Raw genomic sequence first — 13,296 nt, 5'->3', positions numbered from 1 at the left:
ATGGCGCACTCGCACAAGATTTTATTGGTGGACGACGAAATAGATCTGTTGCGTTTATGGAAATTACGTCTCCAGAGCAAAAATTACGATGTTGCTGTTGCTGCCAGTGGAGAAGAGGCATTGGCTACATTTTCGGCATTTAAACCCGATGTGGTGCTTACAGATCTTCGTATGCCGGGGATCGATGGTCTGGCCTTGTTTGAAGCTATCCGCAATTTAAACAAATCAGTTCCTGTTATTATTATTACAGCCCACGGTTCAATTCCGGAAGCGGTTGAGGCAACGAGGCAGGGTGTCTTTTCCTTCTTAACCAAACCGATTGAAGGATCTGCACTGTTAAAGGAGGTTGCCAAGGCTATTGAGGTCACTGGTGGTGGAGGCGAGATTGTCGGAGAGCGCGATGAATGGCGGCAGGGGATTGTCAGCCAGAGTGCGATCATGGAGGAGTTGCTCTCCCGGGCAAAGCTTGTCGCTGAGACTGACGCCACAGTACTCATCCGTGGTGAGAGCGGTACAGGCAAAGAGCTGCTGGCCATTGCTATTCACAAGGCCAGTCAATATAAAGACGGTCCTTTTATACCGGTCAACTGCACTGCCATTCCGGAAACTTTGCTTGAATCAGAGTTGTTCGGTCATGTTAAAGGCTCATTTACCGGCGCCGTAAAGAGCTATGCCGGTCTGTTTCAATCGGCCGATAACGGGACGCTGTTTCTTGATGAAATCGGCGACATGCCGCTGCATATCCAGGTGAAACTTTTGCGGGTTCTGCAGGATCGGCAGATTCGACCCGTGGGCAGTTCACAGCCGGTACCGGTCAATGTTCGCATTATTTCGGCAACCCACAAAAATCTGGAAGAGGCTATTCGGGAAAACACCTTTCGTGAAGATCTGTTTTACCGGCTCAATGTCGTCAGTTTGGAGCTGCCACCTCTCCACAGGCGGAAAGAGGATATTCCGCTGCTGGCCGAACATTTTGCGGCTCTTCTGACTGAAAAAAGGGATGGTCAGGAAAAGCGATTTACACCTGAAGCCATGCAGATTCTTGTTGAGGCCGAATGGCCGGGAAATATCAGGCAGCTCTTTAATGTAGTGGAAAATGCAGTTGCTTTAGCCACCTCATCGCTGATAAGCAAGGATCTGCTGTACGACGCCATTAAACAGCATCAGAAGAAAATCCTGCCTCTCTCCGAAGCCAAGAGACAGTTCGAGCAGCAGTATCTCATTCAGCTGCTGCAAACAACCCAGGGTAATGTCTCTCAGGCTGCACGTTTAGCACAGCGTAACAGGACAGATTTTTATAAATTACTGAATCGGCATCATATTGTACCGTCTCTTTATAAAGACTGAGCGTGTTTGGTGTCGCAATATGAAGACGGTTCTGATTGGCACGTTGAGTAAACTTCGCTATGCCAAGAGATGGCTAGTCTCTTTTTTGCGACATTTTGTGTTGAAGTGGTTGACAGGCCGGGCAGAAATAGGTTGCTCTTCCTGCCAGGGTCATTTTAACGGTGGGTTGCGCACAAACAGAGCAGGCGGAACCCTCCTGGCGGTATACTGCGAAATGAAATTGAAAATACCCGGGATGGCCGCTGGCATTGAGAAAGTCGCCGATGGTCGAGCCACCGGCTTCAATGGCTTCCTGTAAAATCCGCTGAGTCGCAACAATGATGCGTTGCCAGTCTTGCCGATTTAAAAATTGAGCTGGAGTTGCAGGGTGAATCCGGGCAGCAAACAGGATTTCATTAGCGTAGATATTGCCAATACCGGCAATAAGCCGGCTGTTCATGAGTAAGGATTTAACCGGCAGCTTGCGCCTGCAGGCAAGAGTGTACAGGTGGTCACTTGTGAAACCGGGGTCAAAGGGTTCAATACCTGTTTGAGCGAAAAATAGACCTTCACTGGCAACGGCTTCTGCTGCCGGCCACACCATAACAGTGCCGAATCGTCGGCTGTCATTGAGCCGAAGCTCTCTGTCGCTGTTGAGAGACAGTCGGAGGTGGTCGTGTTTGTGAAGAGTTGTTGACTTCGGTACTACAGACAGTTTGCCGGTCATCCCCAGATGAATGACCAGAGTTGCCCCGCCTGTCATCCGCAGTAAGAGATATTTGGCTCGACGGTCAATCGTGAGAAAAGTCTGTCCCTGAATATGTCTGGTGAGCAGGTGGGTGGGGATGGGGCGGCGTAGATGATGTTTGCCCACAGCAACCGCGGTCACAATTCTGCCGGGAAGGAATGACAGTAAACCGCGACGGACAACTTCAACTTCCGGTAGTTCAGGCATTATTCTCTCCCCAGGTACAGGCGATCAGGTGTTGATCCATTTCCCCCATCCGCACAGTGGCATGATCATGGGCTGTATGGCTGAGGCTGCACTGTCCGATCCAGATCTTATTGTTTTGTTCAGAGTACGCCGACGTAAACCTGATAGCGCTGAGAAATGAAGGGTGATCCGGCAGGAAACATTTTTTGACGGCTTCCTTGGCTGACCATAGCAGGCCGAGGCGGGTTAGTGGTGGTAGTGGAGATGGATCAAAGGCCTGTAGCTCTTCCTTTTGGGCAAATCGTTTTTGTACTCTGTACAAGGTGGGTGTTTTCTGTTGGATGTCGACCCCGCACGATCCTTTGCTACAGGCAAGAGCTGCTGCATAGCCTGAACTGTGAGCAATGGAGACGGTAACAGCTGGGCATCCCGTCGGTTTCTGGGCTATGTGCGGCCTGCCGTGTCTGTCTGGAAGGATGGAGTACATGTGCGGGGCAGGGGTTGTGGAACAGCTCATGGCCTGTAAAGCGTATTTGGCTGCAATGCGCCCACCCAGCCATTCCAGCTGGCGTTTATCATAGCTGAAGCCATGAAAGATATTCAATTCAGCCGGACTCAGCAGACAGGTGAGTAGATTCTCTGTTCTGTCCCGTTCCAGTAGTGGTCGGAGCAGATGCAGATTGAGCAATGCCAGGTAACAGGAAAAAGGGGCGAACATCTGCCATCTTGTGCTTATTGTCCGTATGTCGGCAAGGAGCACCTCAAGGTAATGCCGGGTTGACGATGGATAAGTAGTTGTCTTCACCCATGAATCCTGTATAATCGACTCGCGTTTATGGCCGTGTGGTCCGTAGTGTTTCCTGATTGAGCGCGCGATCCAGAGCTGTATATAATCTGTTCTCGCTCATATTTTTTATCCGATGAAGAAGAGCCTGGTATCAGGTTCCGCCAACATATACTGTATGCCGACCATCAATGAACTGACCTGTCTCGATCTTGCAGTTTTAACGATCTTCTGCATTTTTATGCTACGTGGCCTTTGGGTTGGACTGATGCGACAACTGGTGAGTCTATGTGCTCTGGCCGGGAGCTATATTGTTGCCGGACAGTATATCGGTACGCTTTTGTCACGAACCGATTCGGTTATCGGTCATCCCAAGGTAATCTTCTTCTGTGGCTTTGCCATTCTTTTTGTTATCGCTGTTTTTTGTTTTACAATGATGGGTAAAGTGTTGCATCGTTTTATCCAGGTGATCTTAGTGGGTTGGTTGAATCGATTGGCCGGTATGGTACTTGGTGGGTGCCAGGCCGCTTTGATCTGTTCTCTGGCATATATGTTTCTGGCATCCGGTCTGTCAGCGAATAATGATCTGGTGCGCTCATCGTATGCAACATCTTTTCTGCGCCAGGGAATGACACTGTTGCATGTTTTTATTGACGACCCTCGTCTTCGTACTGATTTAACCCCCAAAAGACCGGCAATTACAGGTGACCTGCTTACCGGCAAGCCGGCAGAGAAGAACGTTGAGCCGGCAAAGGCGAAACATCCATGATCTGTTTTCAGTACATCTTTTTTAGGACACAGTCGCTATGAAATCCTTGCCCGCCTGTTTTACCGCCTATGATGTTCGTGGTAAAATTCCTGATACTTTTGATGAACAGATTGCACAACGAATAGCCCGTGCCTTTGTCGATTACTATCAGATTCGCAAGGTGGTTGTTGGTCGGGATATGCGCCTGAGCAGTCCATTACTTGCCGGGACCATTGTGGCCGGACTGCTGGAGCAGGGTGTGGATGTTGTTGATTTAGGCCTGTGCGGTACCGAAGAGGTTTACCACGCTGTCTTCAGTCGAGCTGAAGAGGGGGTGGCTGGTGGTATTATGATCACCGCCAGCCATAATCCTGCAGAGTATAACGGGATGAAATTTGTCCAGCGTGACGCCCGTCCTGTTTCTGTTGATTCTGGTTTGCTGGAGATTGCCAGGATGGCAACCGATCCTCACCGGCAGGAAATGGTGGCCGCGCACAGGGCGGACAAAGCGGGAAGTTACATTCAGACAACGAATAAAGACGCCTATCTTCGCCATCTGTTGACCTCTGTTGACTGCCGGGCAATGCGACCGATGAAGGTGGTGGTCAATGGAGGGAACGGCTGTGCCGGACCGATTATCGATTTACTGGCCCCTCACCTGCCCTTTACCTTTATCCGTCTTCAACACGAACCGGATGGAAATTTCCCCAATGGAGTGCCGAATCCACTGCTCCCGGAAAAACGTGAAGTCACTGCTCAGGCTGTACGTGAACATCGGGCTGATCTTGGTATTGCCTGGGACGGTGACTTTGATCGCTGTTTCCTCTACGATGAAAACGGTCGCTTTATTGAGGGGTATTATATAGTCGGTCTTTTGGCGGAGATGCTGCTCCAGCATCATCCTGGTTCCACTATCCTGCATGATCCCCGACTGGTATGGAACACCAGAGAGATTGTTCAGCATTGCGGAGGAAACCCGGTGATGACCCGCACTGGTCATGCCTTTATCAAAGAAAACATGCGACTTCACAATGCTGTTTACGGCGGCGAGATGTCGGCGCACCATTATTTCCGCGATTTTGGTTACTGTGATTCAGGAATGCTTCCCTGGTTGTTGGTCTGTGAACTGATGAGTACCCGTGCTACACCCCTGTCAGCCTTATGTGATGCCCGTATGGCTGCCTATCCGGTGAGCGGTGAGATCAATTCAGCTGTACGGGATCCTGATCAGGTCATTGCCGCCATCGAAAAACACTATCCGAACGGTGTGGTGGACAGGACAGACGGTTTGTCCATTGAATACCCGGCCTTTCGTTTTAATGTTCGTCGCTCAAATACAGAGCCGCTTTTGCGGCTGAATGTGGAGACGAAAGGCGATGAGGAACTACTGCGTCAAATAACTGCAGATGTACTGCATATAATCCGTTCATGAGAAGGACGGATTCAACCGCGAACAATCAACTCCTCTGAGGTTTAATCGTGGCAATTCAACCCATTATTTTGGCCGGTGGAACCGGTTCCCGGCTGTGGCCGCTCTCCCGGGAACTCTACCCTAAGCAGGTTATCAGCCTAACAGGGGAACGGTCACTTTTGCAGACCACTATCCATCGGGTGGTGCAACTTGAAAATACATTGCCGCCGCTGATCGTTGTCGGTGAAGATCACCGGTTTTTAGCAAAGAGCCAGCTGGAAGATCTGGGTATTCCATTGGATGTTCGTATTCTTCTGGAACCTCACGGTAAAAATACTGCTCCTGCCATTTGCGGGGCAGCAGCCTATGTGAGCAGCCAGGGACGCGGTGGTGATGTCCTGCTGGTGTTGCCGGCAGATCACCTGATTCTTAAACCAAAGGAATTTGAAGTCGCAGTGCGTGAGGCAGCAGAGCTGGCCCGGCAGGGCCGGATTGTGACTTTTGGTATTGTGCCGGATCATCCGGAAACAGGATACGGGTACATTGCAAAAGGAGAGGGGTATGCGGTGGCCAGTTTTGTAGAAAAACCCGATCTTGCCACTGCTGAGCAGTATTACGCCAGCGGCGGTTACCTGTGGAACAGCGGCATGTTTGCCTTTACCGCAGATACGCTTTTAAGTGAAATGCAGATTCATGCCCCTGATATTGTCGCTGCCATGACGGAATCCATTGCCGCGGGTCAGGGAGACGGTCTGTTTTTCCGTTTTGGAGACACGGCCATGGCTGCCTGCCCTTCTGACTCTATTGATTATGCATTGATGGAGAAGACGAAGCTGGCAGCAGTGGTCCAGGCTGATCTGGGTTGGAGTGATATCGGTTCATGGCGTGCCCTCTGGGAGGTGAGTGTAAAGGACGAGCTGGGGAACGTTGTGCATGGAGATGTGCTGCTTGAAGATGTGCAGGATTCACTTATTCGCTCTGAACACACTCTGGTGGCCGCCGTGGGCCTGGACAGCACCATGGTGGTGGAAACCGCAGATGCCGTTCTTGTGGCTCCCCTGGATCGATCCCAGGATGTGAAAAAGATTGTTGACAAGTTAAAGTACAACAAGCGGGGTGAATATCATGTGCACCGGACGGTGTTTCGGCCATGGGGAAGCTACACCACGCTTGAGATACAAGAACGCTTTCAGATCAAACGAATTACAGTAAACCCCGGCGCGAGCCTTTCCCTGCAGATGCATCATCACCGGCATGAGCACTGGGTGGTGGTGACAGGGACGGCAAAGGTGCAGAGAGGTGAGCAGACGATTTTGCTGAAAGAGGATGAGTCAACGTATATCCCGAGCTGCACAGTCCATCGGTTGGAAAATCCCGGGGTTATTCCTCTGGAGTTGATTGAAGTTCAGATCGGCAGTTATCTCGGTGAGGATGACATCGTTCGCTTTGACGATGAATATGGACGGGTCAGCAAGTAGTCGTACAGACAACCTGTCGGACTTTTTTAGTCTTTTTCCATGGGGTATGGTGTTGTATCAGCGGGATACTGTTGTTGAAAGGCGGTTATGTAGCTGTCAAGTACCTGTTTATCATGGTCGGAAACGTGGAGAAACTCGACGCCACTGTAATGTAAACCGGTCTTATCGGTGGTGTAGATAACTGTTCCCATCACGTCAACCAGCTGCTCGTGCAACCCCAGAGTGATCATCACCTGCTGGCCTTTGGCGAGTGGAATGTGGGTTTCGATCAGCATGCCGCCCTTGCTTACGTTCAACGTCCGTGCCATGGCGTATTCACCGAGACGACCCTGTGCGTCAATGATGAGATAGTCGAGGAGATGTAATGATTCCGGGCGGATATATTTTCGACGTTCCGTAGTCATGTGCGCTCCTTGCAGCGTACGGGTGGTAAAGTATTTGTTGCACAGTAAGCAGTGGTCAGGGGTACCTGCACATCCTGTTGTTGATGGGCCACGCCTGTCGGATACCTTTCAGATCGGGGCTCAGTGCATGTACTGCGTAATATTTCTTCAGAAACAAGTTCACTTAATCTACTATCTTATCCTATTTGCCGGACTGAAGCGAGCTGAGACAGGGATACACAGCAATTTATAGTATATTTTATCCTGCAGATGGTAAAAAGATAACGCGTTATCGACTATCCTGATGTATTTATTGTCAGCACTTTATAAGGGACTCAATTTTTCACCCTGCAGGTGACGCAAAACTGGTCAATGGCCGTACTGCACACAACAGCTTCGAATGTTTTCAGCATCTGTTGCTCTGTGCCGTTGCTCATCAGGGGTTGCATAGACAAGGAGAGAAGGCATGACCCGCGATGAAATAATGAAGATCATAGCAGAAAAAAATGTTAATTTTTTCCGTCTGCAATTTGTTGATATTTTTGGTGCTATGAAAAATATCGCCATCCCGCGCAGTCAGATCGAAAAAGCGCTTGACGGTCGGATCATGTTTGACGGCTCTTCCATAGAGGGATTTGTGCGTATCAACGAATCCGACATGCATCTTAAGCCGGACTATAATACTTTTGTCGTCCTCCCCTGGCGGTCAAAAGATGGGTATAATGCCGCACGCATCATCTGTGACGTGTACAAACCCGATGGTACTCCGTTTGTAGGGTGCCCGCGAAACAACCTGAAGAGGGTGCTCGCTGATGCCAAAGCCCTGGGATACACGATGAATGTCGGCACAGAGTGTGAGTTCTTTCTTTTTCGGCGTGACGAGAAGGGGCTGGCAACCACGATTACCGATGATGTCACCGGTTACTTCGATGTCGAGCCGGATGATACCGGCATCGACTGCCGCCGTAAAATCATCCAGACTCTGGAGGCAATGGGATTTGAAGTGGAGGCCTCCCATCACGAAGGAGCGGAAGGGCAGCATGAGATCAACTTCAAGTACGCCGATGCGCTGACCGCCGCCGATAACACGGTGACCTTCAAATGGGTTGTTCGTTCGATAGCCAGAGATTTTAATCTGCACGCCACCTTTATGCCCAAGCCGGTTTTTGGTGTTAACGGTTCGGGCATGCACACCAATCAATCCCTGTTCGACCTTGATGGCGGCAATGCGTTTTTTGATGAGCAGGATCCGTTGCAGTTGAGCGAGGTTGCCTACAAGTACATTGCCGGTATACTGAAGAATGCCCGAGGGTTTTGTGGTATCAGTAATCCCCTGGTTAACTCCTATAAACGGCTGGTGGCCGGTTACGAGGCACCGGTCTATGTGGCCTGGTCCGCATCGAACCGTTCTGTACTTGTCCGTATCCCGGCGTCCCGCGGCATGGGGACCCGTACCGAGGTCCGCAGTCCGGATCCAACCTGCAACCCCTATCTGACCTTTGCCATGATGCTGAATGCAGGCCTGGACGGGATCAAAAACGATCTACCGGTGCCTGCTCCCATTAATGCCGATATTTTTGAACTGACGGTTCAGGAGAAGATCGACGCCGGTATCCACAGTCTTCCGGCCAGCCTTCACGAGGCTATCCAGGAACTGAAAGCCAGTCCTATTGCTGAAGAAGCACTCGGCCCGCATATTCTTGAAAAATATATTGAAGGGAAAGAAAAGGAATGGGACAGTTTTCGGACCGCTGTGACTGATTGGGAGTTGAATCACTATCTCAGCCGGTACTGATCTGCACTGATCCGGTACTGATCTGCACTGATTCTGTCACTACAGCAGACGAAGATATTTTTTCCCATGCAGCCGGTGCCGGAGAGTTGATTTGTGACGGATTTTTTTTGATCTAAACCCGTCTTTTGTTTGTTCAATGAGTGGACTTGCCAACAAGGAGACACCATGTATATCGGACAGATTATGCGTACCAACCTGGTCACTGTGTTGCCTGAGGCCTCGCTGGTTGAAGCCCGTGACCTGATAACAGAACATCGCATCGAGCACCTGTTGATTGTCGACAGGCAGGGACTTCTGGTCGGAGTTGTCTCTGACCGGGACGTGAAACTCAACTGGGCATCACCGGCAACTTCACTCAGTATTCATGAGTTGAACTACCTCCTGCAGAAGGTGGAGGTGGGTATGATTATGGTAAAAACCGTCATAACGGTTGCTCCGGATACCACCATTGAGCGAGCTGCCTATATCATGCAGACCCACAAGATCAGTTCGCTGCCGGTGATGCAGGGAAGCAAGCTCGTGGGTATAGTCACCCGTACAGATGTTATGGCTGTCCTGCTGCAAGCCATTGGAATGAGTGATGAGAGTGTACGGCTTGGTGTTCTGGTTGACGATCGTCCCGGTCGTCTGGCTGCGGTGACAACCATTCTGAAGGAGCAGGGCATCAATATTCAAAGTTTTTTTTGTTGGCCTGTACCGCAGTATCCAAATGTGTCGCATCTGGTGATCCGGGTTGACAGGCAGGAGGGCGATAAGGCGGTCACTGCTCTTGAGGCCGAGGGATTTAAAGTGCTCCGTCGTTATGAGCGTGATCTGCAGCCCTTTCTTCCTTCTGCTGAACTGTAAAGGTCAGTCTGTACTCTTTAAAAGAGTGCTTATCTCTTGAGGTCAGCAGTCAATTCGACGAGTTCCTGCTCCAGGAGCGTTTCTTTTTCCAGAAGCGTTTTGGCGCATCGTTCCAGGATATCCCTGTTTTTCTCCATGATTTCATACGTGCGGACAAAGGTGTCGTCGATGATTTTACGTACCGAGTCGTCGATTCGCTGGGCTGTACTGTCACTGATCTGACAGCCGTTGACACCATGGCCATGTCCCTGTTGAGCGAGGAAAGAGGGCTGATTTTCTTCATAAACAACAAAACCGATATCCGGATCCATGCCGTAACGGGTCACCATATTGCGGGCAATATCCGTGGCCCTGGCGATGTCATCCGAGGCACCGGTGGACAGATGGTCGAAGATCAACTTCTCGGCGGCTCTGCCGCCGAGAAGTACAGCGATCTTATTCTCCAGTTCTTCTTTGGTCATGAGAAAGCGGTCTTCGGTCGGCCGCTGCAGAGTGTATCCCAATGAGCCAATGCCCCGGGGGATAATGGAAATTTTAAAAACCGGGTCTGTTCCGGGCAGGGCCAGGGCAGTGAGCGCATGGCCGACCTCATGGTAGGCGACGATCTTCCGTTCTTTTGGATTGAGCAGACGGTTCTTTTTCTCCAGACCGGCGATGATGCGCTCAATGGCCTGGGTAAAGTCATGCATACTGACCTCCTCTGCCTGTCTGCGTGTTGCCAGGAGCGCAGCCTCGTTAACCAGGTTGGCAAGATCGGCTCCGGAAAAACCGGTGGTCAGATCTGCCACCTGACTTGGATCAACATCATCACCCAGTCGAATTTTTTTCATGTGGACCTGCAGGATGGCAATGCGTCCCAGTTTGTCGGGACGATCAACCAGGACCTGCCGGTCGAACCGACCGGCACGCAACAGCGCCGGATCAAGCACCTCGGGACGGTTCGTGGCTGCCAGTAACACCAGGCCGCTGGAAGGATCAAAGCCATCCAGCTCGACCAGCAGTTGGTTGAGCGTCTGTTCACGCTCATCATTACCGCCTATGCCGGCAGCGGTTCTCACGCGACCCAGAGCATCCAGCTCGTCGATGAAAATAATTGCCGGTGCTGATTTTCTCGCCTGTTCAAAAAGATCACGGACACGGGCGGCACCGACGCCAACAAACATCTCCACAAACTCTGATCCACTGATGGAAAAAAAGGGAACTGCAGCCTGACCGGCGACCGCTCTGGCCAGGAGAGTTTTACCGGTACCCGGAGGGCCAACCAGCAGCACACCTTTAGGCATGCGGGCCCCCAGCTTGCCGTACTCATCAGGGTTCTTCAGAAAATCAACAATTTCCTGCAGTTCAGCCTTGCTTTCATCCACCCCGGCCACATCGTCAAAGGTCACGCCGGTCTGTTGTTCAACATAGACCTTGGCCTTTGACTTGCCGATGTTCATAAAGCTGCCGCCCATACCCTGTTTTTCAGCGAACCTTCGTAAGACGAACATCCAGATGCCAAAAAACACCAGAGCCGGAACGATCCAGGAAAGCAGGGTGGCGAGAAACTTGCTTTCATACACCTGGGTGTACGGGACCTTGTACTGCGATAGATGCTCAGCGAGTTCAGGTTCAACCCGGTTGGCGACAATGGTTTTTTTGCCGTTTTCGGCTTCTTTCAACTCACCGACGATAAATTTTTCGCGAATGGTGAGTTCAGCTATTTTGTTTTGCTGCAACAGATTTTCCAGTTCACTGTAGGGAACTGGAGCAATGCTCTGCTGTTCGACCCAGAGTTCATGGATAACCAGGATGCTGACAACAGCAAAGATGGCGAAAATCGCATTGAATTTTTGTTTGTTGTCCATAATGGTCCCCGTTTTGTTCAGGTGTAGGTGTGGTTGAGATTGGCGTACAGGATAATGTGCTTCAACCTGCCTGTGTTTAACGTATGGGTGTTGTTGTGTATAGAGTTACCGGCTCCACTGCAGTGGTTGAACAGGTCGCTTATTGCAGGGATGCCTGGATATGGTGCAGGGTCGTCTGTTTAATAATATCAATAATCTTGGAGTCAGGGGCATAGGCTTCCTCAGTAAATGCATCCTGAAAACCGGGGAGGGAATCGATCAGCAGGGATCGAAAACCTTCCGGATCCTGAGAGGTGAGAGCGTTTGTCTGCACCGGAAAAACGGCTGACACCTTGACCGATATCTGCCCGTCGAGTCGCTTCAGGGCTGTTACCAGTGTGCAGCGTCCCTGTTTATATTTAGAACGTCGGCGCTTGAATTTTTCTGAACGAGCGACAAATTCATGGATCACAGAGGTGAGTGCTCCATCCGGTCCGGGGAAAAGCTGGTTTTTGGCAAAGACGTTGGCTATGACCAGAGCCAGTTCGGCTGTCTCGATCTGTTGCATGGACTGTTCGGTGAAAGTAAAGATCTCCGGTGCTTCCTGGACAACCCCTTCCTGCTGTTCACCGACTATATAGATAAAGTTTTTGGTTTGTAGTGCTTTCACCGGTTGTTCTCCACGAAACTGTTTACCAGATGCATTTTTATGACCGACTGTACTGTTGCATACCATATCATGACAGGGTACGGAAGATCGTAACTGATTAACAGGAACATCAGCTGTCCTTTTCGCAGCTGATGTTCCTGTTCGGATAAAGGTGGGTTTGAGTCCGCTGCAATCCCTGTCTTGAACATTGTGGTGTTTACAGCGATATTAAGCACAGTTAAGGCAATATTGGCAGCTGGTCAACCGCTCAGTCACACAATCTCAGCTTGTCAGGTGATGTTGACGTTGATGCGGAGCCGGGCAGTGGTCAGCTGGTGGTCGCTGCTGCCGGTAGGGAGGAATCGGCCGAATTTACAGGGATCAGGTTTTGTTGAGTTCCTGCTTGAGCTGTCATGTGCATCGGATTTTTTCATGCAGGTTACCGGTAAATAGAGTAGGTTCTCCTGAAGTGCAAAAGAAATATACAGCACCTGGAGAAAGGTGCTTTGCTGGTTGCTGTGGCAGGTTAATAAAACCTGGTTGTGTTATCGAAGTGGTGTTGATGGAAAAAGCAAGAACCCGTTATGAAAAGGGAGAGCCGGTGCTCCTGCGGACTATCTTACCCCAGGTTTATGCCGGAAAACAGTGGACCCATCCATGGCAGGTTGTTCGCCTGGCGCAGGAGTGGCCCACTGTTGTCGGGGTGGAGACAGCCCGGTTGACCGCACCGGCTTTTTTGCGTCGTGATACCTTGTGGATTTATGTACAGGATTCTTCCTGGATGCATCACTTCCATTTCATAAAAACCGATCTGCTTACCCGGATCAATCAGCATCTGACAGAGATGAAGATAACTGACATCCGCTGGCAGCTGCAGCCGGAACAACCGGCTGTGTCGACAGAGCAGTCTTTTTTTCACGCTCGAGCTCAGGCCCGGGTCATTGACAGCGATTTTGAGCACGAGGTCCGCCGGCTGACTGCAGGTGTTGCCAATCAGGAATGCCGGGAGGCGTTGCAGCGGTTATGGCTGACTTTTGCCATCAATGCTCAGTAGACAACCTGCAGGGTTTTCCCTGGCCCTTTTGTGTGCTTTTCCTGGGAATAAGCTGTTTAAAT

13 protein-coding genes are annotated in these 13,296 nt (G+C 50.7%); 7 read left to right on the top strand and 6 right to left on the bottom strand.

Going from position 1 to position 13,296, the window contains the following annotated elements:
• Complete coding sequence (locus tag HP555_RS02460) at positions 1-1,347, top strand: sigma 54-interacting transcriptional regulator (protein ID WP_199263636.1); 1,347 nt, start codon at positions 1-3, stop codon at positions 1,345-1,347.
• Between the two features lie 73 nt (positions 1,348-1,420).
• Here the strand turns inward: HP555_RS02460 and mutM are convergent, their stop codons facing one another.
• Positions 1,421-2,281, bottom strand: coding sequence for a bifunctional DNA-formamidopyrimidine glycosylase/DNA-(apurinic or apyrimidinic site) lyase (mutM, locus tag HP555_RS02455; RefSeq protein ID WP_199263635.1), 861 nt, complete (start codon positions 2,279-2,281; stop codon positions 1,421-1,423).
• Complete coding sequence (locus tag HP555_RS02450; RefSeq protein ID WP_199263634.1) at positions 2,274-3,065, bottom strand: 4'-phosphopantetheinyl transferase family protein; 792 nt, start codon at positions 3,063-3,065, stop codon at positions 2,274-2,276. The genes mutM and HP555_RS02450 overlap by 8 nt, the downstream gene beginning before the upstream one ends.
• A gap of 157 nt (positions 3,066-3,222) precedes the next feature.
• Between HP555_RS02450 and HP555_RS02445 the strand changes: the two genes are divergently transcribed.
• Genes HP555_RS02445 through HP555_RS02435 form a run of 3 tightly spaced genes read left to right on the top strand, consistent with a single transcriptional unit; the run spans position 3,223 to position 6,681 of the window.
• Positions 3,223-3,813, top strand: coding sequence for a CvpA family protein (locus HP555_RS02445; RefSeq protein ID WP_199263633.1), 591 nt, complete (start codon positions 3,223-3,225; stop codon positions 3,811-3,813).
• Between the two features lie 37 nt (positions 3,814-3,850).
• A complete protein-coding gene (locus HP555_RS02440) occupies positions 3,851-5,224 on the top strand; it encodes a phosphohexomutase domain-containing protein (RefSeq protein WP_199263632.1) in 1,374 nt (457 codons plus the stop codon).
• A 47-nt stretch (positions 5,225-5,271) separates the two neighbouring features.
• Complete coding sequence (locus HP555_RS02435; RefSeq protein WP_199263631.1) at positions 5,272-6,681, top strand: mannose-1-phosphate guanylyltransferase/mannose-6-phosphate isomerase; 1,410 nt, start codon at positions 5,272-5,274, stop codon at positions 6,679-6,681.
• Between the two features lie 26 nt (positions 6,682-6,707).
• Here HP555_RS02435 and HP555_RS02430 read toward each other — a convergent pair whose 3' ends face one another.
• Complete coding sequence (locus HP555_RS02430) at positions 6,708-7,085, bottom strand: PilZ domain-containing protein (protein WP_199263630.1); 378 nt, start codon at positions 7,083-7,085, stop codon at positions 6,708-6,710.
• Positions 7,086-7,530: 445 nt separating this feature from the next.
• Here HP555_RS02430 and glnA point away from each other — a divergent pair, with 445 nt between their 5' ends.
• On the top strand, positions 7,531-8,859 hold the full coding sequence (glnA, locus tag HP555_RS02425; RefSeq protein ID WP_199263629.1) for a type I glutamate--ammonia ligase: 1,329 nt from the start codon (positions 7,531-7,533) through the stop codon (positions 8,857-8,859).
• A gap of 165 nt (positions 8,860-9,024) precedes the next feature.
• The gene (locus tag HP555_RS02420; RefSeq protein WP_199263628.1) at positions 9,025-9,705 is read left to right on the top strand and encodes a CBS and ACT domain-containing protein; all 681 of its coding nucleotides are present in this window, start codon (positions 9,025-9,027) and stop codon (positions 9,703-9,705) included.
• A gap of 29 nt (positions 9,706-9,734) precedes the next feature.
• On the opposite strand, the gene ftsH is transcribed toward HP555_RS02420, so the two are convergent.
• The 3 genes from ftsH to HP555_RS02405 form a co-directional block, all read right to left on the bottom strand.
• Positions 9,735-11,552, bottom strand: coding sequence for an ATP-dependent zinc metalloprotease FtsH (gene ftsH, locus HP555_RS02415; RefSeq protein ID WP_199263627.1), 1,818 nt, complete (start codon positions 11,550-11,552; stop codon positions 9,735-9,737).
• Between the two features lie 139 nt (positions 11,553-11,691).
• Positions 11,692-12,201 carry a hypothetical protein gene (locus HP555_RS02410; protein WP_199263626.1) on the bottom strand — a complete coding sequence of 170 codons (510 nt, stop codon included), beginning with the start codon at positions 12,199-12,201 and terminating at the stop codon, positions 11,692-11,694.
• A 269-nt stretch (positions 12,202-12,470) separates the two neighbouring features.
• Positions 12,471-12,614, bottom strand: a complete 144-nt coding sequence (locus tag HP555_RS02405) for a hypothetical protein (protein WP_199263625.1) — start codon at positions 12,612-12,614, stop codon at positions 12,471-12,473.
• 128 nt (positions 12,615-12,742) lie between these two features.
• Between HP555_RS02405 and HP555_RS02400 the strand changes: the two genes are divergently transcribed.
• Positions 12,743-13,234, top strand: a complete 492-nt coding sequence (locus tag HP555_RS02400; RefSeq protein ID WP_199263624.1) for a DUF721 domain-containing protein — start codon at positions 12,743-12,745, stop codon at positions 13,232-13,234.
• The last annotated feature ends 62 nt before the right edge of the window (positions 13,235-13,296 follow it).

The sequence above is a fragment of the Desulfobulbus oligotrophicus genome, from assembly GCF_016446285.1.
Lineage (GTDB): Bacteria > Desulfobacterota > Desulfobulbia > Desulfobulbales > Desulfobulbaceae > Desulfobulbus > Desulfobulbus oligotrophicus.
This window is presented reverse-complemented; position numbering and strand designations above follow the sequence as displayed.

What these genes read in the sequence shown, in the direction of transcription:
- HP555_RS02460 (WP_199263636.1), top strand. Translation starts at nt 1, where the DNA reads ATGGCGCACTCGCACAAGATTTTATTGGTGGACGACGAAATAGATCTG.
- mutM (WP_199263635.1), bottom strand. Translation starts at nt 2,281, where the DNA reads ATGCCTGAACTACCGGAAGTTGAAGTTGTCCGTCGCGGTTTACTGTCA.
- HP555_RS02445 (WP_199263633.1), top strand. Translation starts at nt 3,223, where the DNA reads ATGCCGACCATCAATGAACTGACCTGTCTCGATCTTGCAGTTTTAACG.
- HP555_RS02440 (WP_199263632.1), top strand. Translation starts at nt 3,851, where the DNA reads ATGAAATCCTTGCCCGCCTGTTTTACCGCCTATGATGTTCGTGGTAAA.
- HP555_RS02430 (WP_199263630.1), bottom strand. Translation starts at nt 7,085, where the DNA reads ATGACTACGGAACGTCGAAAATATATCCGCCCGGAATCATTACATCTC.
- glnA (WP_199263629.1), top strand. Translation starts at nt 7,531, where the DNA reads ATGACCCGCGATGAAATAATGAAGATCATAGCAGAAAAAAATGTTAAT.
- HP555_RS02420 (WP_199263628.1), top strand. Translation starts at nt 9,025, where the DNA reads ATGTATATCGGACAGATTATGCGTACCAACCTGGTCACTGTGTTGCCT.
- ftsH (WP_199263627.1), bottom strand. Translation starts at nt 11,552, where the DNA reads ATGGACAACAAACAAAAATTCAATGCGATTTTCGCCATCTTTGCTGTT.
- HP555_RS02405 (WP_199263625.1), bottom strand. Translation starts at nt 12,614, where the DNA reads ATGAAAAAATCCGATGCACATGACAGCTCAAGCAGGAACTCAACAAAA.
- HP555_RS02400 (WP_199263624.1), top strand. Translation starts at nt 12,743, where the DNA reads ATGGAAAAAGCAAGAACCCGTTATGAAAAGGGAGAGCCGGTGCTCCTG.